Source organism: Methylobacterium sp. TK31, assembly GCF_055361545.1.
Window position 1 is genome coordinate 2,230,151 of sequence record NZ_CM143964.1, and the last position, 21,251, is coordinate 2,251,401.

General features: G+C 68.6%; 18 protein-coding genes, 1 tRNA gene and 1 pseudogene. 11 read left to right on the plus strand and 9 right to left on the minus strand.

The annotated features are described in order from the left end of the window. Positions 1 to 147 precede the first annotated feature (147 nt). Positions 148 to 894, plus strand: coding sequence for an arginyltransferase (locus ACXJY8_RS10235; protein ID WP_463779607.1), 747 nt, complete (start codon positions 148 to 150; stop codon positions 892 to 894). A gap of 18 nt (positions 895 to 912) precedes the next feature. Here the strand turns inward: ACXJY8_RS10235 and ACXJY8_RS10240 are convergent, their stop codons facing one another. Beyond that, positions 913 to 3,054 carry a TonB-dependent receptor gene (locus ACXJY8_RS10240; protein ID WP_463779609.1) on the minus strand — a complete coding sequence of 714 codons (2,142 nt, stop codon included), beginning with the start codon at positions 3,052 to 3,054 and terminating at the stop codon, positions 913 to 915. Positions 3,055 to 3,355: 301 nt separating this feature from the next. Further along, positions 3,356 to 5,452 carry a TonB-dependent receptor gene (locus tag ACXJY8_RS10245; protein ID WP_463780519.1) on the minus strand — a complete coding sequence of 699 codons (2,097 nt, stop codon included), beginning with the start codon at positions 5,450 to 5,452 and terminating at the stop codon, positions 3,356 to 3,358. Between the two features lie 443 nt (positions 5,453 to 5,895). Here ACXJY8_RS10245 and purB point away from each other — a divergent pair, with 443 nt between their 5' ends. From purB to ACXJY8_RS10270, 5 genes are all read left to right on the plus strand, one after another. Beyond that, on the plus strand, positions 5,896 to 7,203 hold the full coding sequence (purB, locus tag ACXJY8_RS10250) for an adenylosuccinate lyase (protein WP_463779612.1): 1,308 nt from the start codon (positions 5,896 to 5,898) through the stop codon (positions 7,201 to 7,203). Positions 7,204 to 7,263: 60 nt separating this feature from the next. Further along, positions 7,264 to 8,124 (plus strand): D-amino-acid transaminase, encoded by an 861-nt coding sequence (locus tag ACXJY8_RS10255; protein ID WP_463779614.1) that lies wholly within the window; start codon positions 7,264 to 7,266, stop codon positions 8,122 to 8,124. A 213-nt stretch (positions 8,125 to 8,337) separates the two neighbouring features. Continuing rightward, complete coding sequence (locus ACXJY8_RS10260; protein ID WP_463779617.1) at positions 8,338 to 8,688, plus strand: hypothetical protein; 351 nt, start codon at positions 8,338 to 8,340, stop codon at positions 8,686 to 8,688. 176 nt (positions 8,689 to 8,864) lie between these two features. Beyond that, a complete protein-coding gene (locus ACXJY8_RS10265) occupies positions 8,865 to 10,157 on the plus strand; it encodes an adenylosuccinate synthase (RefSeq protein WP_463779620.1) in 1,293 nt (430 codons plus the stop codon). A gap of 147 nt (positions 10,158 to 10,304) precedes the next feature. After that, on the plus strand, positions 10,305 to 11,843 hold the full coding sequence (locus tag ACXJY8_RS10270) for a histidine kinase (protein ID WP_463779622.1): 1,539 nt from the start codon (positions 10,305 to 10,307) through the stop codon (positions 11,841 to 11,843). A 147-nt stretch (positions 11,844 to 11,990) separates the two neighbouring features. Here the strand turns inward: ACXJY8_RS10270 and rpoH are convergent, their stop codons facing one another. Beyond that, entirely contained in the window at positions 11,991 to 12,881 is an 891-nt protein-coding gene (rpoH, locus tag ACXJY8_RS10275) for an RNA polymerase sigma factor RpoH (RefSeq protein WP_056213706.1), read from the minus strand. Between the two features lie 235 nt (positions 12,882 to 13,116). Then, the gene (locus ACXJY8_RS10280) at positions 13,117 to 14,130 is read right to left on the minus strand and encodes an RluA family pseudouridine synthase (protein WP_463779625.1); all 1,014 of its coding nucleotides are present in this window, start codon (positions 14,128 to 14,130) and stop codon (positions 13,117 to 13,119) included. Positions 14,131 to 14,277: 147 nt separating this feature from the next. On the opposite strand from ACXJY8_RS10280, the gene ACXJY8_RS10285 reads away from it, so the two are divergent. Together ACXJY8_RS10285 and ACXJY8_RS10290 are read left to right on the plus strand one after the other, a co-directional pair. Beyond that, positions 14,278 to 14,352, plus strand: a tRNA-Glu gene (locus tag ACXJY8_RS10285). A gap of 270 nt (positions 14,353 to 14,622) precedes the next feature. After that, positions 14,623 to 14,874 carry a hypothetical protein gene (locus ACXJY8_RS10290; RefSeq protein WP_463779627.1) on the plus strand — a complete coding sequence of 84 codons (252 nt, stop codon included), beginning with the start codon at positions 14,623 to 14,625 and terminating at the stop codon, positions 14,872 to 14,874. 11 nt (positions 14,875 to 14,885) lie between these two features. Here the strand turns inward: ACXJY8_RS10290 and ACXJY8_RS10295 are convergent. Further along, positions 14,886 to 15,097: pseudogene (locus ACXJY8_RS10295) on the minus strand (integrase core domain-containing protein); the annotation flags it as partial. Positions 15,098 to 15,177: 80 nt separating this feature from the next. Here ACXJY8_RS10295 and ACXJY8_RS10300 point away from each other — a divergent pair. From ACXJY8_RS10300 to ACXJY8_RS10310, 3 genes are all read left to right on the plus strand, one after another. Continuing rightward, a protein-coding gene (locus ACXJY8_RS10300; RefSeq protein WP_463773284.1) for an IS3 family transposase occupies positions 15,178 to 16,529 on the plus strand; the annotation gives its coding sequence in 2 pieces (ribosomal slippage) (positions 15,178 to 15,514 and positions 15,514 to 16,529; 1,353 coding nt in all). Between the two features lie 130 nt (positions 16,530 to 16,659). Then, positions 16,660 to 17,118 carry a hypothetical protein gene (locus ACXJY8_RS10305; protein ID WP_463779629.1) on the plus strand — a complete coding sequence of 153 codons (459 nt, stop codon included), beginning with the start codon at positions 16,660 to 16,662 and terminating at the stop codon, positions 17,116 to 17,118. 28 nt (positions 17,119 to 17,146) lie between these two features. Continuing rightward, a complete protein-coding gene (locus tag ACXJY8_RS10310) occupies positions 17,147 to 17,608 on the plus strand; it encodes a hypothetical protein (protein WP_463779631.1) in 462 nt (153 codons plus the stop codon). A 1-nt stretch (position 17,609) separates the two neighbouring features. On the opposite strand, the gene rfbA is transcribed toward ACXJY8_RS10310, so the two are convergent. From rfbA to rfbC, 4 genes are all read right to left on the minus strand, one after another. Then, positions 17,610 to 18,500, minus strand: a complete 891-nt coding sequence (rfbA, locus tag ACXJY8_RS10315) for a glucose-1-phosphate thymidylyltransferase RfbA (protein WP_463779633.1) — start codon at positions 18,498 to 18,500, stop codon at positions 17,610 to 17,612. Next, complete coding sequence (rfbD, locus tag ACXJY8_RS10320; protein WP_463778653.1) at positions 18,497 to 19,405, minus strand: dTDP-4-dehydrorhamnose reductase; 909 nt, start codon at positions 19,403 to 19,405, stop codon at positions 18,497 to 18,499. Before rfbD ends, rfbA begins: the two co-directional genes overlap by 4 nt. 52 nt (positions 19,406 to 19,457) lie before the next feature. Continuing rightward, positions 19,458 to 20,519, minus strand: a complete 1,062-nt coding sequence (gene rfbB, locus ACXJY8_RS10325) for a dTDP-glucose 4,6-dehydratase (RefSeq protein WP_463778656.1) — start codon at positions 20,517 to 20,519, stop codon at positions 19,458 to 19,460. A gap of 93 nt (positions 20,520 to 20,612) precedes the next feature. Continuing rightward, a complete protein-coding gene (gene rfbC / locus ACXJY8_RS10330; RefSeq protein WP_463780521.1) occupies positions 20,613 to 21,119 on the minus strand; it encodes a dTDP-4-dehydrorhamnose 3,5-epimerase in 507 nt (168 codons plus the stop codon). Positions 21,120 to 21,251: the final 132 nt, after the last annotated feature.

The following is a 21,251-nucleotide window of genomic DNA, read 5'->3' on the forward strand; positions in this document are numbered from 1 at the left end:
TCAGCGAGGCGGTGGCGCAGGGGACGATCAAGCTTTCGTACGAAATCGTCGCGGAACCCTCACAGGGTGTTGAGCCCGTCCGCGTTGCGGATACACTCAAGTCTTGGGGTGCGCGGGGCGCGCCCCGCGCGGCGGGCGACAGACAGCGTGACGAGCCATTCCCGGGACACCCCGCAATTCTATCTGACGGCGCCCTCCCCCTGCCCCTACCTGCCGGGCCAGGAGGAGCGGAAGGTGTTCACCCACCTCGTCGGGCGCCGCGCCCGCGACCTCAACGAGATCCTGACGCAGGGGGGCTTTCGCCGCTCGCAGACCATCGCCTACCGGCCGGCCTGCGAGTCCTGTCGCGCCTGCATCTCGGTGCGGGTGGTGGTCTCCGACTTCAAGCCTTCGGGCAGCCAGCGCCGCATTCTCCAGCGCAACGCCGATCTCGTCGGCACCCCGGAGCCCAACCGGCCGGCCTCGGAGCAGTACGCCCTGTTCCGGCGCTACCTCGACGCGCGCCACGGCGACGGCGGCATGGTCGACATGACCGTGCTCGACTACGCCATGATGATCGAGGACAGCCACGTGGACACCCACCTGGTCAGCTATCGCCGGCGCGGCCCCGACACGGCGATCAACGGGCGCGGCACCGGGCCCACCGTCGCGCTCTGCCTGACCGACGTCCTCGCGGACGGCCTGTCGATGGTCTACTCGTTCTACGACCCGGCCGAGGCGCACCGCTCGCTGGGCACCTACATGATCCTCGACCATATCCGCCGCGCCGCCGACCTCGGCCTGCCCTACCTCTATCTCGGCTACTGGGTCGAGGGCTCGCGCAAGATGGACTACAAGGCCCGCTTCACCCCGCAGGAGCGCCTGATGGGCCCCGGCTGGCAGCGGGTGGAATAGTCCAGCCGTCGCGCTGTCTCAGAACTTGGCGATGATCTGCGCCCGGATCGTGCGCGGCGCGCCCGGCGTGATGTTCTGGTTGTTGTCGGCGGTGTAGATGTAGCGCCGGTCGAACAGGTTCTCGATGTTCACCTGCGCCCGGACCGACTCGCTGACCTGATAGAACAGGCCGAGGTCGAAGCGCGTGTAGCCCGGCAGCCGCACGGTGTCGTCGGAGGTGGCGAAGGTGTGGGTCTGGTGGATCACGCCGATGCCGATGCCGAGTTCCGGGGTGATGTCGAACTTGTTCCAGAGCGAGACGCTGTTGAACGGCACCAGCCCGACGGTGTTGCCCTTCACGATGGTCGCCGAGGTGTTGCTCTCGATCCGGGCATCGGTGAAGGCGTAGCCGCCGGCGATCTGCCACCAGTCGGTGAGGTAGCCGTTGGCGCCGATCTCGGCCCCTTGCGTGTTGGTCTTGCCCGACAGGATGAAGAAGCCGGCATTGTTCGGGTCGGCCAGGCGCTGGTTGGTGCGGTCGAGGTTGTACAGGGCGCCGGTGACCTGGAAGGTCGGAGTGACGTCGTACTTCACGCCCACTTCGAGGTTCTGGAAGCCCTCCGGCTTCGCGATGGCGAGTCCCGGCGAGAACACGCCGATCTGGTCGCCCGAGGACGGCAGGTAGGACACGCTGTAGCTGCCGTAGAAGGCGAGGTTCGCCAGCGGCTTGATCACGATGCCGGCGCGGGGCGAGACGAGGTTGTCGACCCGCGCGTTGGTCAGGCCGGTGACCCGGCCCTGCGAAGAGAAATCGAAGTAGTCGTAGCGCAGTCCGCCGACGATCTGGACGTACTCGTTCAGGTCGATCTGGTCCTGGGCATAGGCCGCGGCGAGACCCAGGTCGTAGCGGAAGTTGGCGTCGGTGGTGCCGTTGTTGCGGAAGGTCACCGGGGCGCGGGTGATCGGCGCCATCGGGTTCACCACCACGCTGGTGACGAGGCTGTTGCCGGTGTTGAAGAACGCCGTCTGCCGGAAGGCCAGACCCTCCTGGTAGCCGAGTTCGAAGCCGGCGAGCAGCGTGTGCTTCACGTCGCCGGTGAGGAACTTGTAGGTGAAGTCGTTCTGGCTGAAGTAGTTCGTCCGGTCTGTTTCGTTGCGGTAGCCGGAGATCGGCACCTGCGTGCCGGCGGCGTTGACCGGCGCCCCCGGCAGGGTGTTGGCGTAGAAGCGGTTGTAGTCGGCGAAGCGCAGCTGGTTGCGCATCTGCACGCCGGACTCGAAGGTGTGGTCGAGGGTCGCCGTGGCGATGTTGGCATCGACCCGGGTGGTGTTCACGTCCGGGTTGCCGAAGAAGGTGCGGATGTTGTTGCGGTAATTGTACGGACGGCCGTTCTGCGAGGGGATGCCGCGATCGGGGAAGCGGTCGTCGTGGAAGAACTCGTAGGAGAGCTTCAGGGTCGTCGCCGGTCCGAGCAGCAACGTCATCGTGGGGTTGATGCCGTAGCGCTGCAGGTCGCCGAACTGGCGGTAGGTCTGGCTGTCCTCGAATACGCCGTTGAGGCGGAAGAACACGCTGTCGCTGATGCGGTCGCCGACATCGACGGCGACGCGCTTCTGGTTGAACTGCCCGACGCCGGCCACGATCTGGCGCACGCGCAGGCCGTCGGCCTCCTTCAGGACGCGGTTGATCACGCCGCCGCCGCCGCCGCGGCCGAAGATCAGCGAATCCGGGCCCTTGAGCACCTCGATCCGCTCGATGTTGTAGAGATCGCGGAAGTACTGCACGTCGTCGCGCACGCCGTTGACGAAGAAGTCCGCGTTGGTCTTTTGGCCGCGGATAACGACCTCGTCGCGGTTGCTCTCGCCCTGGGCCGGGATCACGCCCGGCACGTAGCGCAGCTGATCGGTGAGGTTCTGGAAGTTCTGGTCCCGGATCTGCTCCTGGCCGACGACAGTCACCGATTGCGGGGTGTCGAGGAGCGGGGTGTCGGTCTTCGTCGCGCTGCGGGTGGCGCGGGTCAGGTAGCCCACCGTGTTGCCGCGCGCGCCCTCGATGCTGAGCTGGTCCAGGGTCACGGCCGTGCTGTCCGGCAGCGGCAGCGGCTGTGCCCGGGCGGTCGTCGCCAGGGCCGTTCCGCACAGGAGGGTTGCGAGGAGTCGCGAAGCTGCTCCAATGGCCATGATCGTACCGCCCGCTCGAGAGACCGTGTCTTGTTGATCTTGTGCCGCTCGAATTCAGTCGAGCGGCGTGGCGCCTCCCTTGAGGGTGCACTAAGACAGGAGCAAGCGAGCGCGGCAGCCTTTCCTGATCTTTGTTTTACAGGGCTTCTAAGAAGCGCTCGAAACAGCCCGCCAACGCCCTCGCAACATTCAGCAAAACTGTCTCGGATTTTAATCCTGGAAATATTCCAGGGTGAGATGATCTCGCGGGGTGTGTTGCGGAAACATCACGGCCCGCCGGCCGCCGCGGCGGCGCGATCCCCTAAAAGCGGGCGACGACCTGCGCGCGGATCAGGCGCGGGGCACCGGGGCTGATGTTGTTGTTGCCGTCGGCGGTGGCGATGTAGCCGCGGTCGAACAGGTTCTCGACGTTGAGCTGGGCCCGCACCCCGTCGGCGACCTGGTAGAACAGCCCGAGGTCGAAGCGCGTGTAGCCCGGCAGCCGCACCGTGTTGTCGGAGGCGGCGAAGCTGTGCGTCTGGTGGACGAAGCCGATGCCGAGCGAGAAAGCTTCAGTGAGGTCGAACTTGTTCCACAGGGTGACGGCGTTGAAGGGAACGAGGCCGACCTGGTTGCCGGGTCGGACGGAAGTCCCGCCGATGTTGAAGCCCTTGATGATCCGGGCATCGGTGAAGGCGTAGCCGCCGGCGACCTGCCACCAGTCGGTGAGGTAGCCGTTGGCCCCGATCTCGGCGCCCTGCGTGTTGGTCTGGCCGCTGGTGATGAAGAAGCCGGCATTGTTCGGGTCGGCGAGGCGCTGGTTGGTCCGGTCGAGGTCGTACAGGGCGCCGGTGAGCTGGAGCGTCGGCGCGACGTCGATCTTCACGCCGATCTCGGTGTTCTCGAAGCGCTCCGGCTTAGCGATGGCGAGGCCGGGAGTCAGGGCGTTGAACTGGTCGCCCGAGGACGGCAGGTAGGACACGCTGTAGGAGGCGTAGAAGGCCAGCGCCTCGACCGGCTTCAGCACCAGGCCGAGGCGGGGCGAGAGCAGGTCGTCGACGCGGGCATTGGTGACGGTGCTGCGCCGGTCCGTGGCGGCGAAGTCGAAGTGGTCGTAGCGCAGGCCGCCGATGAGCTGCAGATGCGGCCCGATCTCGATCTGGTCCTGGGCATAGGCGGCCGCGAGGCCGAGGTCGTAGCGGGCATTGGCGCCGCTCGCGATGTTGCGGAAGGTGACGGGAACGCGGCTCACCGGCGAGAGCGGATTGACCACCAGGCCCTGAGTGCCGGTGCTGGCGAAGAAGCCGTCCTGCCGGAAGGTCAGGCCCTCCTGGTAGCCGAGCTCGAATCCGCCGAGCAGCGTGTGCTTCAGGAGGCCTGTCTCGAACCGGTAGGTGAGATCGTTCTGGCTGAAGTAGTTCGTCCGCGGTGACTCCGTGTTGTAGGCTGCCAGGGACAGGGCGGTGCCGGCGGCGTTCACCGAGCCGGACGGGCCGATGTTCGGATAGACGTTCTGATAGAATTTCGCGTAATCGGCGAAGCGCAGCTGGCTGTGCAGCGCGATGCCGGATTCGAAGGCGTGGTCCAGGGTCGCCGTGGCGATGTGGGCATCGACCCGGGCGTAGCTGAGATCGGGATTGCCGAAGAAGGTCGCGATGTTCCGGCGGTAGCGATAGGGGCGGCCGAACTGCGAGGGGATGCCCCGGTCCGCCGTGCGATCGTCGTGGAAGTACTCGTAGGACAGCTTCAGCGTCGTCGCCGGGCCGATCAGGAAGGTCATCGTGGGATTCACGCCGTAGCGGCGCAGGTCGACGAAGTCCCGGAAGGTGCCGCTGTCCTCAAACATCCCGTTGAGACGGAAGAACGCGCTGTCGCTGATCCGGTCGCCAACATCGACGCCGACGCGCTTGACCCCGTAGGCGCCACCGAGCCCCACCACCTCGCGGACCGGCACGCCGTCCGCGTCCTTCAGCACCCGGTTGATCACGCCGCCGCCCCCGCCGCGCCCGAAGATCATCGCGTTGGGACCCTTCAGCACCTCGATGCGCTGGACGTTGTAGAGGTCGCGGAAATACTGGACGTCGTCGCGGATGCCGTTGACGAAGAAGTCGGCGTTCGAGCGCTGGCCCCGGATCACCACGTCGTCCCGGTTGCCCTCGCCCTGATGCGCCACCACGCCCGGCACGTAGCGGATCGCGTCCGCGATGCTCTGGATGCCCTGGTCGCGGATCTGCTGCTGGGTCACGATCGTGACTGATTGCGGCGCGTCGATCAGGGGCGTGTCGGTCTTCGTGGCGCTGCGCGTCCGGGCAGTCAGGTAGCCGATGCTCTCGCCCGGGCTCCCGACGACGTGGAGCTGATCGAGCACGACGGCGGCGTCCTGGGCCGAGGCCGCGCCCGGCAGGCCGAGGCCGACCATGCCCAGAGCGGTCGTGCCCAGGACGAGGGCGCGGAGGAATCCGGTGGGGGCAGGCGGCATGGACGGTCTCGTCGGCAGGAGGATGCGAGGTCCAGACACAGCACATCCCCACCGAGGAACCGGACTGTGCTGGACCTGTCCATGTCGTAATTGGAGGAGATCGGTGACGGCCAGGGGATATAGGCTGCCATCTTCTGGATCTGTTCCAGACTGATCCGTCGGGTTTCCGTCAAAGCCATCAATCAAAAGCGAAAATTCTCTAGGAACAGCTTCCTGGAACGTTTCCAGATGTTGCTCAATTCCCGGTGCCGATGCGAAAATGCCGCGCTGCAGCGTTGTGGTGCGCGGCCGTCTGGCCCCACTCGCGTTGAGCGCCATCGCTGCCCATGCTAGGCGCGGCTGATCCCGCTGCCCCTTTCCGACGCGTTGACCGAGGCGCCCGCATGATCCCCCGCTACAGCCGCCCCGAGATGACCGCGATCTGGTCCCCCGAATCGCGCTTCCGGATCTGGTTCGAGATCGAGGCCCACGCGACCACCGCGCTGGCCGAGCTCGGCGTCGTGCCGAAGCAGGCCGCCGACACGATCTGGGAGAAGGGCCGCGACGCGGTCTTCGACGTGGCGCGCATCGACGCCATCGAGGCGGTGACCAAGCACGACGTCATCGCGTTCCTCACGCATCTGGCCGAGATCGTCGGCCCCGAGGCGCGCTTCGTCCACCAGGGCATGACCTCGTCGGACGTGCTCGACACCTGCCTCAACGTGCAGCTCGTGCGCGCCGCCGATCTGCTGATCAAGGACGTCGACGCCCTGCTCGCCGCCCTCAAGCGCCGCGCCTTCGAGCACAAGATGACCCCGACCATCGGTCGGTCGCACGGCATCCATGCCGAGCCGGTGACCTTCGGCCTCAAGCTCGCCGGGGCCTATGCCGAGTTCGAGCGCGCCCGCGCCCGCCTCGTGGCGGCGCGGGAGGAGATCGCCACCTGCGCGATCTCGGGCGCGGTCGGCACCTTCGCCAACATCGACCCGCGGGTGGAGGAATACGTGGCCAAGGCCATGGGCCTGACCCCCGAGCCGGTCTCGACTCAGGTCATCCCGCGCGACCGCCACGCCATGTTCTTCGCCATCCTGGGCGTGGTCGCGAGTTCGGTGGAGCGCCTCTCGATCGAGGTCCGCCACCTCCAGCGCACGGAGGTGCTGGAGGCCGAGGAATTCTTCTCGGAAGGGCAGAAGGGCTCCTCCGCGATGCCGCACAAGCGCAACCCCGTCCTCACCGAGAACCTGACGGGCCTCGCCCGCATGGTGCGCAGCTACGCCCTGCCCGCCATGGAGAACGTGGCCCTCTGGCACGAGCGCGACATCTCGCACTCCTCGGTGGAGCGCATGATCGGGCCGGACGCCACCGTCACCCTGGACTTCGCCCTGGGGCGCCTCACCGGCGTCATCGACAAGCTGCTGATCTACCCGGAGAACATGCAGCGCAACCTCGACAAGCTCGGCGGCCTCGTCCACTCGCAGCGGGTGCTGCTGGCCCTGACCCAGGCCGGGGTCTCGCGGGAGGATTCCTACCGCCTGGTCCAGCGCAACGCGATGCCGGTTTGGCGCGGCGAGGGCGACTTCCTCGCGCTCCTCAAGGCCGATGCCGACGTCACCGCCGCGCTCACCCCCGAGCAGATCGAGGAGTGCTTCGATCTCGGCTACCACTTCAAGCACGTCGACACGATCTTCGCGCGGGTGTTCGGGGAAAGCTGAGCCCGCGCACCGATCCCGTCTGCCCCCGACCCGTACCACTCGGACCGAAGAGGTAACCCCGTGTCCCAGGCCCGCATCGTCTACCTGAACGGCGACTTCCTGCCCTTCGCCGAGGCGCGCGTGCCGATCATGGACCGAGGCTTCCTCTTCGCCGACGGGATCTACGAGGTCTCCGCGGTGCTCGATGGGCGGCTCGTGGACAACGAGGCCCACCTCGCCCGCCTCGACCGCTCGCTGGGCGAGATCGACATCGCCAACCCGCACACGATGGCCGAGTGGATCGGCCTGCAGACCGAACTCGTCGCCCGCAACGGGCTCACCGAGGGACTGGTCTACATGCAGGTGACGCGCGGCGTGTACGAGCGCGATTTTGCCTATCCGCCGGCCGGCACCGCCCCCACCGTGATGATGTTCACGCAGGCCAAGACGATCGCGGCCAATCCGCTCGCCGAGACCGGCGCCCGGATCATCACCGTGCCGGATCTGCGCTGGAAGCGCCGGGACATCAAGTCCGTGGCCCTCCTCGCCCAGGTCCTGGCCAAGCAGCAGGCCGCCGCCGCCGGCGTCGCCGAGGCCTGGATGGTCGAGGACGATGCGGTCACCGAGGGCTCGTCCTCCACGGCCTTCATCGTGACAAAGGGCGGCGCCCTGGTTACCCGTCCCCTCTCCACGGCGCTCCTGCCCGGCATCACCCGCAAGGCGGTCCTGCGCCTGGCCGAGGAGGCCGGCCTCGCCCTGGAGGAGCGGCTGTTCAGCGTCTCCGAGGCCCTGGAGGCGGCCGAGGCCTTCTACACCAGCGCCTCGGCCTTCGTGATGCCGGTGGTCTCCATCGACGGCCATGCCGTCGGCGAGGGCCGCCCCGGTGCGCATACCCGGCGCCTGCGCGAACTCTACCTCGCCATGGCGCGCGAGAGCGTCTGAGGCGCACGGCGGAGCCCATCCGAGGCTCCCCCTCTTCCGACCCTCGCTCACGCGAGGGCCACCCTCTCCCGCGCAGGGGGGGAAACCCGCGGTACGAGCCTGTCCCCGGTTCCCTCCCAGGACCATCGTCCCATCACAGGACCGATGGGACAGGAACGCTTCGGTCCCGGGCCTGTTCTCCCTGAAACCTCGCATCCGAGACAGGGAGATCCTATGCGCTCGATCCTCACCCTCGCGGTCGGCTTCGGCCTGATCGCCGGCGCGGCCTTCGCGCAGTCCCCCGACGCGCCCCTGAAGGGCCGGGACACCGATCCGGCCCTGCCGCCGCCGAACCAGACCATCCCCGACAAGATCCGCCCCTCGGAGGGGAGCGCCGACAAGGGCACCTCCGGCGACACCGGTACCCTCAGCGACAGGCTCGAGAAGAGCGACGGCGTCATCAAGCCGCCGGGCAACACCGCCCCCGGCCTGGTGGTGACCCCGCCCGACCCGAATCCGGGCTCGATGCCGGTGATCAAGCCCGGCGACCTGCCGGGCCGCCAGCCCGGTACCGAGGCCCGCTGAGGCGCGGGGCCGGCCGCGGGAGGTCCGCCGAGGGGGCATACCCGCCCGTCCGGGCGCGGACGGCCCCCTTGCTTGATTTCCGCGCACGGATCGCGGAAAGACCCGAGGACAGCGAAAGCGGTCCGCCCGTCAGGACGGACCGCTTTCGCGCGGGTTACGGCACAGGTCTTCAGTGAATGGCAAACGTCGTCGTCGTGGGCGCCCAATGGGGTGACGAAGGCAAGGGCAAGATCGTCGACTGGCTCTCCGAGCAGGCCGACGTCGTGGTCCGCTTCCAGGGCGGGCACAATGCCGGCCATACGCTCGTGGTCGACGGCGTGACCTACAAGCTGGCGCTGCTGCCCTCCGGCGTGGTGCGCGGCGGCAAGCTGTCGGTGATCGGCAACGGCGTCGTGGTCGATCCCTGGCACCTCGTGGACGAGATCGCCCGGCTCCAGGCCCAGGGCGTCGAGATCTCGCCGCGCACCCTGCGCATCGCCGACAACGCCACCCTGATCCTGCCGCTCCACCGCGAGCTCGACCATTTCCGCGAGACCTCGAACGCGGGCCTGAAGATCGGCACGACGAAGCGCGGCATCGGCCCGGCCTACGAGGACAAGGTCGGCCGCCGCGCCATCCGGGTCGTCGACCTCGCCGACGAGTCGACCCTCGAGGCCAAGATCGAGCGGGTGCTCACCCACCACAACGCCCTGCGCCGGGGTCTGGGCATCGCCGAGGTCGATGCGGGCGCGCTGCTCTCCGAGCTGAAGGCGATCGCCCCGACGATCCTGCCCTATGCCGACACGGTCTGGAAGCTCCTCGACGACGAGCGCCGCGCCGGCAAGCGCATCCTGTTCGAGGGCGCGCAGGGCGCGCTCCTCGACGTCGACCACGGCACCTATCCCTTCGTGACCTCCTCGAACATCGTGGCCGCGCAGGCCGCCACCGGCTCCGGCATGGGCCCCTCGGCCATCGGCTACGTGCTCGGCATCGCCAAGGCCTACACCACCCGGGTCGGCGAAGGCCCCTTCCCCACCGAGCTGTTCGACGAGATCGGCGAGACCATCGGCTCCAAGGGCCGCGAGTTCGGCGTGAACACCGGTCGCAAGCGCCGCTGCGGCTGGTTCGACGCGGTGCTGGTGCGCCAGACCGTGCGGACCTCGGGCATCGACGGCATCGCCCTGACCAAGCTCGACATCCTCGACGGCTTCGAGTCGATCAAGGTCTGCACCGGCTACCGCCTCGACGGCCAGGTGGTCGACCACCTGCCCGCCAACCAGGCGGCCCAGGCCAAGGTCGAGCCGATCTACGAGACCATCGAGGGCTGGTCGGGCACCACGGCCGGGGCCCGCTCCTGGGCCGACCTGCCGGCCCAGGCGATCAAGTACGTGCGCCGCATCGAGGAGCTGATCGGCGCGCCGGTGGCGCTGCTCTCGACCTCGCCGGAGCGCAACGACACCATTCTCATGCACAACCCCTTTGAGGACTGAGGCGGTTTCCGCTTGATGGACGTGCGGCCGCGTGGGGAAGATGCGCCCATGACGGCACCGCGGCGGCCGCCCGGCGTGCATCCGTCCGTGGGGCTGCGGGACGAGGCGGCCGGCCAGCCGCCGGCGAGAGGGCGGATCTGAGGCACGATGGCCGACTATTATCCCCTGCTGGCACGGGCGCTCGACGCGATGCCCGACCGCTCCCCGGCCCTGCGTCAGGCCGTTTACGAACGCGCGCGCGGCGCCCTGATCGGGCAGCTCCGCTCCCTTGACCCGCCCCTGTCCGAGGACGACATCGACCTCGAGCGCAACGCCCTCGAAGCCGCCATCCTGCGTCTGGAGCGCGACCACGGCGGGGCGGCGCCGCCTCCGCCCGAGCCGGCGCCGCCGGAGCCCCCCGCCCCCGCCTCCGACCCGGAGCCGGCGCCCTTCCTGCCGCCGCCGCCGGCCAACGATCCCATCGACCTGCCCGAGGCGACCCTGCCGCCCGCGCCGCCGCCGGACCTGGGCGTGCCCGTGCCGCCAGCACCCGAGCCGAAACCCGTCGAGCCGATCCCGGCGGATCCGGTGCCGCCCGTGCCCGTCGCACCGCCGGTCCCGGTCGCGCCGCCGCGCGACGTGCCTCCCCCGCCCGCGCGGAGCGAGGCCGGGCCGGCCCCCGACACCATCCCGCCGCCGGTCCGCATCCAGTCCCGCAAGGCGAAGAGCCCGCCCTTCGTGGCGGCCGACGCAGCTGACGGGGCGGGAGCGCCGGCGCCCGCCGCCGACGAGGCCGGCGCCGAACTTTCCGCGGTCGATGCCGGCGGCCAGCGCCAGCGGCCGCGCATCGAGGTGATCGGCCCCCGGCACGGGCGCTCGCGCCTGCTGCGCAACGTCCTCGTCGGCAGCATCCTGATCGCGGTGATCGGGCTGATCGCCGTGGCGGCCTTCCTCCTGCGCGACAAGCCCGCCGACCTCCAGCCGATCGCCACGGAGCAGCAGGACAGCGCCCCGAACGGCGCCGACTCGAAGTTCGCCGACCGGGTCGGCGGCGACGCGGCCCCGTCCGCGCCCGCCGCACCGGCCCGCCGTCCCGCGCCTGCGCCGACCGCCACGCCGGTGCCCGCCGCGCCGAACCCGGCCCTGCCCGATCTCGCGGTCACCCAGCGGGCTATGCTCTACGAGGAGAACATGGGCGGGGGCGCCAACGCCACGCCGACCACCACCCAGGGGCGGGTGGTCTGGCGCCTCGACACGGTGCCGGGCGAGCAGGGCCAGCCCCTCGAGACCGTCGTGCGCGCCACGGCGGAGTTTCCGGATGCCGGCCTGACCCTGGTCATGACCCTGCGCCGCAACCTCGACGCGACCCTGCCGGCCTCGCACACCCTCGAGCTCGCCTTCACCCCGAGCGGTCCCAACGCGGCGCGCCACAACGTCCAGGATATCGGCCTGCTCCAGGGCAAGGACGAGGAAGGCGCCCGCGGCTCCCCGGTGGCCGGCCTGCCGGTGCGGGTGCGCGAGAACCTGTTCCTGATCGGGCTCTCGTCGCTGCCCAACGACGTCGAGCGCAACACCGACATCCTGCTGCACAAGAACTGGTTCGACATCACCCTGAAGTTCGCCGCCGGCCCGCGCGGGATCATCGCCTTCGAGAAGGGCAACGCCGGCACCCAGGTGCTGCAGAGCGCCTTCACGCAGTGGCGCTAGGCAGCGGCGCTCGGGCGGAGCCACGTCGCGTCCGGACTCGCGGGTCCGGTCCGCGCGCGATCCCGATGGGGCTCCGGAACGGAAAACGGCCCCCCGGCATCGCTGCCGGAGGGCCGTTTTCGTGAGGGCCCGCCGGGCCCGGTCGGGTCAGGCGTGGGCCTCGACCCGCGGGGCCTCGCGGGTGGCGAGGTTGCGCTTGACCGCCTCCTGGATCTTCTCGAAGGCGCGGACCTCGATCTGACGCACGCGCTCGCGCGAGACGCCGAATTCTCCGGAGAGGTCCTCCAGGGTGATCGGGTCGTCGGCGAGGCGGCGCGCCTCGAAGATGCGGCGCTCGCGCGGGTTCAGCACCGAGAGCGCGTCGCGCAGGGCCGAGAGGCGGTTCTGCCCCTCCTCCTCGCGAGCGAGCACGGTCTCCTGGCTCGGGCTGTTGTCCACGAGCCAGTCCTGCCACTCGCCCTCGCCCTCCTCGCGCAGGGGGGCGTTCAGCGAGGTGTCGCCGGACAGGCGGCGGTTCATGTCGACCACCTCCTGCTCGGGCACGCCGAGCTTGGTGGCGATCTGCGCGACCTGATCCGGCTTGAGGTCGCCCTCGTCCAGCGCCGAGATCCGGCCCTTGGCCTTGCGCAGGTTGAAGAACAGCTTCTTCTGGTTGGCGGTGGTGCCCATCTTCACGAGCGACCACGAGCGCAGGATGTATTCCTGGATCGCCGCCTTGATCCACCACATGGCGTAGGTTGCCAGCCGGAAGCCCTTGTCCGGCTCGAAGCGCTTGACCGCCTGCATCAGCCCGACATTGCCCTCGGACACGACCTCGCCGATCGGCAGGCCGTAGCCGCGATAGCCCATGGCGATCTTGGCCACGAGGCGCAGGTGCGACGTGACGAGGCGGTGGGCCGCGTTGCGGTCGCCCTTCTCGCGCCAGTCCTTCGCGAGCGTGAACTCCTCGTTCGGCTCCAGCATCGGGAACTTGCGGATCTCGTCGAGGTAGCGGGAGAGGCCACCTTCGGTGGCGAGCACTGGCAATGCGCCGGCCATGATCTTACCTCCTTGAAAGGACCCCCTGCGGGGCGGTCCGAAGCGAACCGCCGCTCCCTAGAGCCGGCCGTCCGAATCCCGAATGTAGCGGGAAACCGGCGGAGACGGAAAGGCGACGCGTGGGACGCGTTCGTCAACAACGCGCGGGATCTCGCTTGGGTCTGTGATGGCACGAAAGGCCGCAGCCCGCCGTGTCTTGGCGCACGCCCGCGCGGCCTTGACTGTGTCTGCGCCGCTACGGGCCGGCCCGCAACCGGGCCACGAGATCCTGCAGGTCGGCCGGGAGCGGGCTCTCGAAATGCAGGGTTTCTCCCGTGCGCGGATGGGCGAAGCCCAGCACGCTGGCGTGCAGCGCCTGCCGCCCGAGGGTGGCGAGGGCCTCGCGCGCGCCGGGCGAGAGCCGGCCCGCCTTGGTCTTGAACGCCCCGCCATAGACCGCGTCGCCGAGGAGCGGATGGCCGCGATGGCTGAGATGCACGCGGATCTGGTGGGTGCGCCCCGTCTCCAGGGTGCAGCGGACCAGTGCCACCGGTGCCTCGGCACCGAGCACCGCCTCGACGCGGTAATGCGTGATCGCGTGCCGGCCGCCCTCCCCGCGCACGACGGCGATCTTCTCGCGGTTGCGCACGCTGCGGGCGAGGTTCGCCTCGATGGTGCCGGCTCGCGGCTCGGGTACGCCCCAGGCCAGGGCGAGGTAGGCCCGCTCGAGGGGGCCCGTGCGGCCGTGGTCGGCGAACTGCGCCGTCAGCCCGGCATGGGCGAGATCGTTCTTGGCCACCACCAGCAGGCCGCTGGTGTCCTTGTCGATGCGGTGGACGATGCCCGGCCGGCGCACGCCGCCGATCCCCGACAGGCTCTCGCCGCAATGGGCGATGAGCCCGTTCACCAGGGTGCCGGATTCGTGGCCGGGCGCCGGGTGGACCACGAGGCCGGCCAGCTTGTCGATGACGATGAGGTCGTCGTCCTCGTACACGATGGCGAGGTCGAGGGCCTGCGCCACCGGCTCCGCCGCCACCGCCTCCGGTATCACGACGGCGAGTTCGGCCCCGGGGCCGACCTTCACCGAGGGATCGCGGCTGACGGCGCCGTCGCGGCGGACCTGCCCGGCGCGGATGAGATCCTGCAGGCGCGAGCGCGAGACGTCGGGAAAGGCCCGGGCCAGGGCCCGGTCCAGGCGCTCCGTCGCGGCATCCTCGGCGAGCGTCGCGCGGCGGTCCGCCGATACCGGCAATTCATCGAGTCCCGGCAACGGGCGATCCTTCGGTTCAAAATGTCGCTCGCGCCGCACCGGCGCGATTTCGGCACTTGTGGTGCCGCGCGACCCTCGCTATACGATCGCCCATCGGCCGGGAAGCACGGATCGCCGCAGCGATCATCGGATGCCTCCCTCCGGTCCGCGCCCATCGTCTAGCGGTTAGGACAGGTCCCTCTCACGGATCAGACCGGGGTTCGATTCCCCGTGGGCGCGCCAACAAACTCAGCCACTTAGCTCGAACCTACGCTCTGTCTCACTCTGGTGGCTCACATAGCCGTTTGAGGCAGACCCTTTTCTGATGACGCGCATAGGCGCTGGGCTTCGCTGCATGTCGGCGGCCTGCCATCGTTGCAGATCGGGCATAGGCGCCTTCCGCCCCCTCCCCTATCCCGTCCGGCCTGCATCAGCCGCCGGACCTCATGTCAGCTTCAGCAAAACTTAAGATCGTCCCCGCCGACCCGCAGCTCTGGCGCAGGCCTTCCTCACTTGCGCCCCAGCGTCTCGCCCTGCCCGGGCCTGACGGGCGCGAACTGGGCCGCGATTCACGAGCAAGCCGTCGCCTTCCTGGATCAACGCGCCGACGAGGCGGTGCAGCTCGGCTGGACGACGCTGGGGCTGTTCGGCGTTCACCCTGAGGCCGGCACCATCTGCTCGGACTACTGCGGCGCGCTCGTTCTCGGAATGGAGCCGGTTTTCGCGATTGAGGGTCCCCCGGATTCTGGTCCTTCCGAAAGGTAAGCCTCCGGATCTCATTCGGCGGCCTGCAGGGCCGCCGCCAAGGCGAATTCCTGCGGCATCATCCACCCCAGGGCGGTGTGAGGACGGCTCTCGTTGCAGTGCTGCCGCCACGTCTCGATCTTGCTCCGCGCGTCGGCTAACGACAAGAACCAGTTCGCGTTCAGGCACGCGTCGCGCAGGCGGCCGTTGAAAGACTGACGAGCGCGTTGTCGGTCGGCTGTCCGACGTCAGCACCTATGGGACAGATTGAGGGTCTTCACGAACGGAGGATGGCTGGTTCATCGTAGCCCCTGAGGAGCGAAGATGAAGCAGACATCCGGACCGGCCAAGAAGCCGGCAGAAGCGGTGATCAAGGACATCCGTCGGGCCACACGTCGGCAGTTCTCGTCCGAGGAGAAGATCCGTGTGGTGCTGGAAGGCTTGCGGGGCGAGGACAGCATCGCCGAGTTATGCCGACGTGAGGGGATCGCCGCCTCGATGTACTACGGCTGGTCCAAGGAGTTCCTGGAGGCTGGCAAGAAGCGCCTGTCCGGCGACACGTCTCGTGCGGCCACTACGGATGAGGTGCGGGACCTCCGTCGCGAGACGGGGGCGCTGAAGGAGGTCGTAGCTGATCTCGTCCTGGAGAACCGTCTGCTCAAAAAAAGCATGAGCGGGGCTGGGGGCGACGAGGCATGAGGTACCCGGCCCCCGAGAAGCTGGAGATCATCCGGCTCGTCGAGCAATCCCACCTGCCGGTGCGCGCTACCCTGGACAAGCTCGGCATCACCCGCTCGACGTTCTACCGCTGGTACGACGCCTACCAGCGCGGCGGCCCCGAGGCGTTGAATGACCATCCTTCGCAGCCAAGCCGGGTCTGGAACCGCCTACCTGCGGAGATCCGCGAGCAGATCGTTGCTCTGGCCTTGGAGCAGCCTGAACTCAGCCCGCGTGAACTGGCGGTACGCTTCACCGACGAGCGGCGCTACTTCGTCTCGGAAGCGACCGTCTACCGGCTGCTCAAGTCTCAGGACCTGATCACCAGCCCGGCCTATATCGTCATCAAGGCCGCCGACGAGTTCCGCGATAAGACCACCGCGCCCAACCAGCTTTGGCAGACGGACTTCACCTACCTGAAGGTCGTTGGCTGGGGCTGGTACTACCTGTCGACGGTCCTGGACGACTTCTCACGCTACATCGTCGCCTGGAAGCTGTGCACGACGATGCAGGCCAGCGACGTCACCGCCACGCTCGACCTGGCGCTGGGTGCGGCTGGGCTCGATCAGGCGCGGGTGATGCCGCGGCCACGCCTGCTCTCCGACAATGGGCCGAGCTACGTCGCCAGCGACCTAGCTGACTGGCTCGGCATTCGGGCCATGACCCACATCCGCGGCGCGCCATGCCATCCTCAAACGCAGGGCAAGATCGAGCGTTGGCACCAGACGCTCAAGAACCGCATCCTGCTTGAACACGCCTACTTGCCCGGCGAGCTGGAGACGCAGGTTGCCAACTTCGTCGAACACTACAACCATGCCCGAGCCCATGAGAGCCTGAGCAACCTCACGCCCGCCGACGTCTACTTCGGACGCGGTGAAGGGATCCTGGCCGAGCGGGAACGCATCAAGCGCCAGACCTTCATGGATCGCCGCTTGCGCCACCACGCGCACGCTGCCTAACCTCTCACCCCAGATGGACCAGAGCCTCCGCTCCTGAACACCGCTGAATGTCCCAAATCATCTGACGACGGACACGGACCAGTATGACACCCTTCTCCGTAGCATTGTTCAGCAAATCCAGCCCGCGGACGTGATCGAGGCGATTTGGGTTAAGAACATCATCGACTTGATCTGGGAAGCAAACCGCGTCCGCCGGTGGCGAAGGCAGATCTTGGTCCAAGCCCATTTGAAAGCAGCGGAGGATTTGATCCGTCCTGCTCTCCGGAACGTGGATCCCTTTAATCTCAACCACGATGCAGCTCCATCGGCTGACAGTCTCGCTGCAGGTTGGATGGCTGGCCATCGCGAGCAGCGGCCCTATGTTGACGACCTTCTTCATGAGCGTGGTCTCACGGCAGAGAACGTCACTGCGCACGGCTTTCTGTTAAACTTGCCCTCTATTGAACGCATCGATCGAATGGCCGCGCTGGCCGATCAACGTCGAGATGCACTTTTCCGGGAAATTGAGCGCAAGCGAGAAGGCTTCGGGCAGCTTGCTCGGAAAGTCGCTGCGGAAGTCCTTGACATTGAGCGCACCGGAGAGCGGTGAACCGTGTACTTCAAGCATAGAGGCAGTGATGACGTCTGAGCGCGCCAGTCATGCCAATCGCCTAAATGCTGCAAAGAGCACTGGTCCCCGCACACCCTCAGGGAAAGCACAATCGAAACAGAATGCTCGCAAGCACGGCCTCTCGATTGCCAATCTCAATCCGGACATGGAGTCAGAAATCGAACTGTTGGCCGAGCTTATCGCCGGCAGATACGGTGTTGCTGCCGACATTCTGGAGGCCGCCCGTGCTGCTGCTGAGGCACAGATTAATTTCGAACGCGTACAGGCTGTAAAATTCGAAATCCTGCGGAGCGGCGGAGCAAACGGTTTATCAGGGGTCGGAGCAGGTCAGAGTTCTCCCAACGATCTGTTTCCAGAAATTTTTGATCAGCTTGAGCGATTGGACCGGTATGAAACTCGCGCTTTATCCCGACGGAAGTTTGCTTTCCGTCGGTTCCTCGAACGCATCAATCGAGAGGTCGGACCTTAGGTCATCGCGCTAGTAGCGCGCTCTGGTCTTCCTGGGCGAGTTTGAGGAGGTTTCGTCCGTAGGCGGTCTTGGCGAAGAGGGTACCGCGGGCGATGAGCTGGTCCTTGCCGATGAAGCCCTGCAGGTAGGCGATCTCCTCCAGGCAGGCCACCTGCAGCCCCTGGCGGTGCTGGAGGGTGCGCACGAACTCGGCCGCCTCGAGCAGGCTGTCATGCGTGCCCGTGTCGAGCCAGGCATAGCCGCGGCTCATGCGCTCCACGTGCAACTGCCCCCGCTCCAGATAGGCCTCGTTGATGCTGGTGATCTCGAGCTCGCCCCGGGCCGAGGGCGTCACGGCCGCGGCGATGTCGAGGACCTGGTTGTCGTAAACGTACAGCCCTGTCACCGCCCAGGGGCTCTCGGGCTCGACCGGCTTCTCGACGAGGCGCAGGGGCCGCCCGTCCGGGTCGAGGGTGACCACGCCGTAGGCCGAGGGATCGTCGACGTGGTAGGCGAACACCGTGGCGCCGGTCGGGCGGGCGCAGGCCCGGGCCAGCATCTCGCGCATGCCTGAGCCGAAGAACAGGTTGTCGCCCAGCACCAGGGCCACGCTGTCGGCGCCCACGAAGTCGCGCCCGATCAGGAAGGCCTGGGCCAGCCCTTCCGGCCGGGGCTGGAGGGCGTAGCTGAAGGACAGCCCGAACTGCTCGCCGGTGCCGAACAGGCGCTTGTAGTTGTCGAGGTGCTCAGGCGAGGAGATGATCAGGATCTCGCGGATGCCCGCCAGCATCAGCACCGAGACCGGGTAGTAGATCATCGGCTTGTCGTAGACCGGCAGCAGCTGCTTGTTGATCGACAGCGTGGCCGGGTGCAGGCGCGTGCCCGTGCCGCCGGCCAGAACGATCCCCTTCATGCCCGTGTCTCCGTCGTTGTCCGTTCAGGCCCGACCAGCCGGTCGAGGATGTCGTCGAGGGCCTCGGCCCAGGGCCGGGGCTCGAGGCCGTAGGCGGCCGTCAGGCTCGCGGTCGAGAGCACCGAATGCGCCGGCCGGCGGGCCGGGGTCGGGAAGGCGCTGGTGGGGATGGCGTCCACCGGGACGCTGCGGGCGCCGCGCCGGGCCGCGCCCGCCAGGATGGCGCGGGCAAAGCCGCACCAGGTGGTGGCGCCCGCATTGACGAAGTGGTGCGTGCCCGTGGGCGCGCCGGGATCGCGGGCCAGCGCCTGGGCGATCTGCGCCAGGCCCGCGGCGAGGTCGCCCGCGCTCGTCGGATTGCCGTGCTGGTCGTCGACCACGGCGAGGCGCTCGCGCTCGGCGGACAGCCGCAGCATCGTCTTGACGAAGTTGCCCCGGTGCGGGCTCACCACCCAGGCGGTGCGGAGGATGGCGTGGCGCGGGTTGGCGGCGCGCACCGCGATCTCGCCGGCCGCCTTGCTGGCGCCGTAGACGCTCTGCGGGTTGACCGGCATGTCGGGGGTGCAGGGGCCCGTCCCGCGTCCGTCGAAGACGTAGTCGGTGGAGACGTGGACGAGGGGGATGCCGGCCCGGGCGGTGGCCGCGGCGAGCAGCGCCGGCGCCAGCGCGTTCAGGTTCCAGGCCGCGGCGATCTCGCTCTCGGCCCTGTCGACCGCGGTGTAGGCGGCCGCGTTGACCAGCGCCGCGTAGGGGCGCTGCGCCAGGGCGGCGTCGATCGCGCCCGCATCGGTGATGTCGAGCTCCGCCCGGCCCGGGGCGTGCAGGCGCACGCCCGCATCCCAGAGCGCGGGGTTCTGCAGCTCGGTGCCGACCTGGCCGGCGCCGCCGAGGATGAGGATGTTCATGGTTTCGGGTGCTTGGGGCTCGGGGGCTTGGGGCTCGGGCATCGGCGCGGCCTCAGGCGCTCGGGGCGGGGGCGAGGCCGAGGCGCTCGCCGGTGTAGCGGCCCTCGCGGATCGGGCGCCACCAGGCTTCGTTGGCCAGGTACCAGCGCACCGTCTCCTCCAGGGCCCGCTCGAAGTCCTTGGTCGGGTGCCAGCCGAGCTCGGCCTCGGCCTTGGACGGGTCGATGGCGTAGCGCCGGTCGTGGCCGGGCCGGTCGGTGACGGAGGTGATCAGCCGGTCGTGGGGGGCCTGCTCCGGGCGCAGGCGGTCGAAGGCGGCGCAGAGCGCCTTGACCACGGCGAGGTTGTTGCGCACCGCCCGCCCGCCGAGCAGGTAGGTCTCGCCGACCCGCCCCCTCTCCAGCACGGCCACGAGGCCGCGGGCATGGTCCTCCACGTGGATCCAGTCGCGCTCGTTCAGGCCGTCGCCGTAGACGGGCAGCGGCTTGCCCTCCAGCGCGTTGAGGATCATCAGCGGGATGAGCTTCTCGGGGAAGTGGCGCGGGCCGTAGTTGTTCGAGCAGTTCGTCACCAGCACGGGCAGGCCGTAGGTCTCGTGCCAGGCGCGGGCCAGGTGGTCGGAGGCCGCCTTGGAGGCCGAGTAGGGCGAGCGCGGGTCGTAGCGGCTGGCTTCCGTGAAGAAGCCGTCGGGCGGCAGCGAGCCGTAGACCTCGTCGGTGGAGACGTGCAGGAAGCGGAAGGCCGCCTTCTCGGGCCCCGCGAGCGTCTCCCAGTGGCTGCGCGCCCCGTCGAGCATGACCTGGGTGCCGACCACGTTGGTGCGGATGAAGGCGCCCGGATCGGTGATCGAGCGGTCGACATGGCTCTCGGCGGCCAGGTGCATCACGGCCTCGGGCCGGAAGTCGGCGTAGAGGGCGTGCACGGCGTTCGGGTCGCAGATGTCTGCCTCGACGAGCCGGTGCCCGGGGTTGCCCGCCAGCGGCTGGAGCGAGATCGGGTTGGCCGCGTAGGTCAGCGCGTCGAGGGTCGCCACGTCGTGCCCGCGCTCCTGCACCAGGTGCAGCACGAGGGCCGATCCGATGAAGCCGCAGCCGCCTGTTACCAAGATGCGCATGGGATGAAGGTCTCTCGTGAAGGCGGATCGGTGGACGATCCGGACGATCCAGGGGGGCGGGACCGGGTCCGGCCGTGTCCCGCCGCACAGGCTTCAGAAAAGCGGCGGAAGATCGGCCAGGCGCGGGGCGACCCGGTCCTTGGCCGAGAGTTGGGCTTGCGCCTCGCTCACCGGCCAGGCGATGCCGAGCGCCGGATCGTTCCAGAGCAGGCCGCCGTCGTGCTCGGGGCTGTAGACCCCGCCCGCGACCTTGTAGGCCACCATCGTGTCGGGTTCCAGGGTGCAGAAGCCGTGCCCGAAGCCGACCGGGATGTAGAGCTGCTCGCCGGCTTGCGCATCGAGGCGCACGGCCACGTGCCGGCCGAAGCTGGGCGAGGCCCGCCGCAGGTCGACCGCCACGTCCAGGATCGCGCCCGACAGCACCCGGATCAGCTTGGCCTGGGCCATGGGGGCGCGCTGGAAGTGCAGGCCGCGCACGGTGCCGCGCGGGGCGGAGAAGGACTGGTTGTCCTGGATGAACACATCCGCGATGCCCGCCCGCGCCAGGATGTCGGCCCGGTAGGTCTCCAAGAACTGATCATCCCCCGATTTCACGGACAGGGGGTTTAGCTCGCGTTCAGCTCGGCTTGCTCGGGGGTAATGTATCCGAAGGCCGAGTTGACGCGCTGGTATTTATATAAGCCCTCGATTTAAGCGATGATGTCGCGTCGGGCCTCGTAACGGGTCTCCGCC

What these genes read in the sequence shown, in the direction of transcription:
- ACXJY8_RS10240 (WP_463779609.1), bottom strand. Translation starts at nt 3,054, where the DNA reads ATGGCCATTGGAGCAGCTTCGCGACTCCTCGCAACCCTCCTGTGCGGA.
- ACXJY8_RS10245 (WP_463780519.1), bottom strand. Translation starts at nt 5,452, where the DNA reads ATGGTCGGCCTCGGCCTGCCGGGCGCGGCCTCGGCCCAGGACGCCGCC.
- purB (WP_463779612.1), top strand. Translation starts at nt 5,896, where the DNA reads ATGATCCCCCGCTACAGCCGCCCCGAGATGACCGCGATCTGGTCCCCC.
- ACXJY8_RS10260 (WP_463779617.1), top strand. Translation starts at nt 8,338, where the DNA reads ATGCGCTCGATCCTCACCCTCGCGGTCGGCTTCGGCCTGATCGCCGGC.
- ACXJY8_RS10265 (WP_463779620.1), top strand. Translation starts at nt 8,865, where the DNA reads ATGGCAAACGTCGTCGTCGTGGGCGCCCAATGGGGTGACGAAGGCAAG.
- ACXJY8_RS10270 (WP_463779622.1), top strand. Translation starts at nt 10,305, where the DNA reads ATGGCCGACTATTATCCCCTGCTGGCACGGGCGCTCGACGCGATGCCC.
- rpoH (WP_056213706.1), bottom strand. Translation starts at nt 12,881, where the DNA reads ATGGCCGGCGCATTGCCAGTGCTCGCCACCGAAGGTGGCCTCTCCCGC.
- ACXJY8_RS10310 (WP_463779631.1), top strand. Translation starts at nt 17,147, where the DNA reads ATGACGTCTGAGCGCGCCAGTCATGCCAATCGCCTAAATGCTGCAAAG.
- rfbA (WP_463779633.1), bottom strand. Translation starts at nt 18,500, where the DNA reads ATGAAGGGGATCGTTCTGGCCGGCGGCACGGGCACGCGCCTGCACCCG.
- rfbD (WP_463778653.1), bottom strand. Translation starts at nt 19,405, where the DNA reads ATGAACATCCTCATCCTCGGCGGCGCCGGCCAGGTCGGCACCGAGCTG.
- rfbB (WP_463778656.1), bottom strand. Translation starts at nt 20,519, where the DNA reads ATGCGCATCTTGGTAACAGGCGGCTGCGGCTTCATCGGATCGGCCCTC.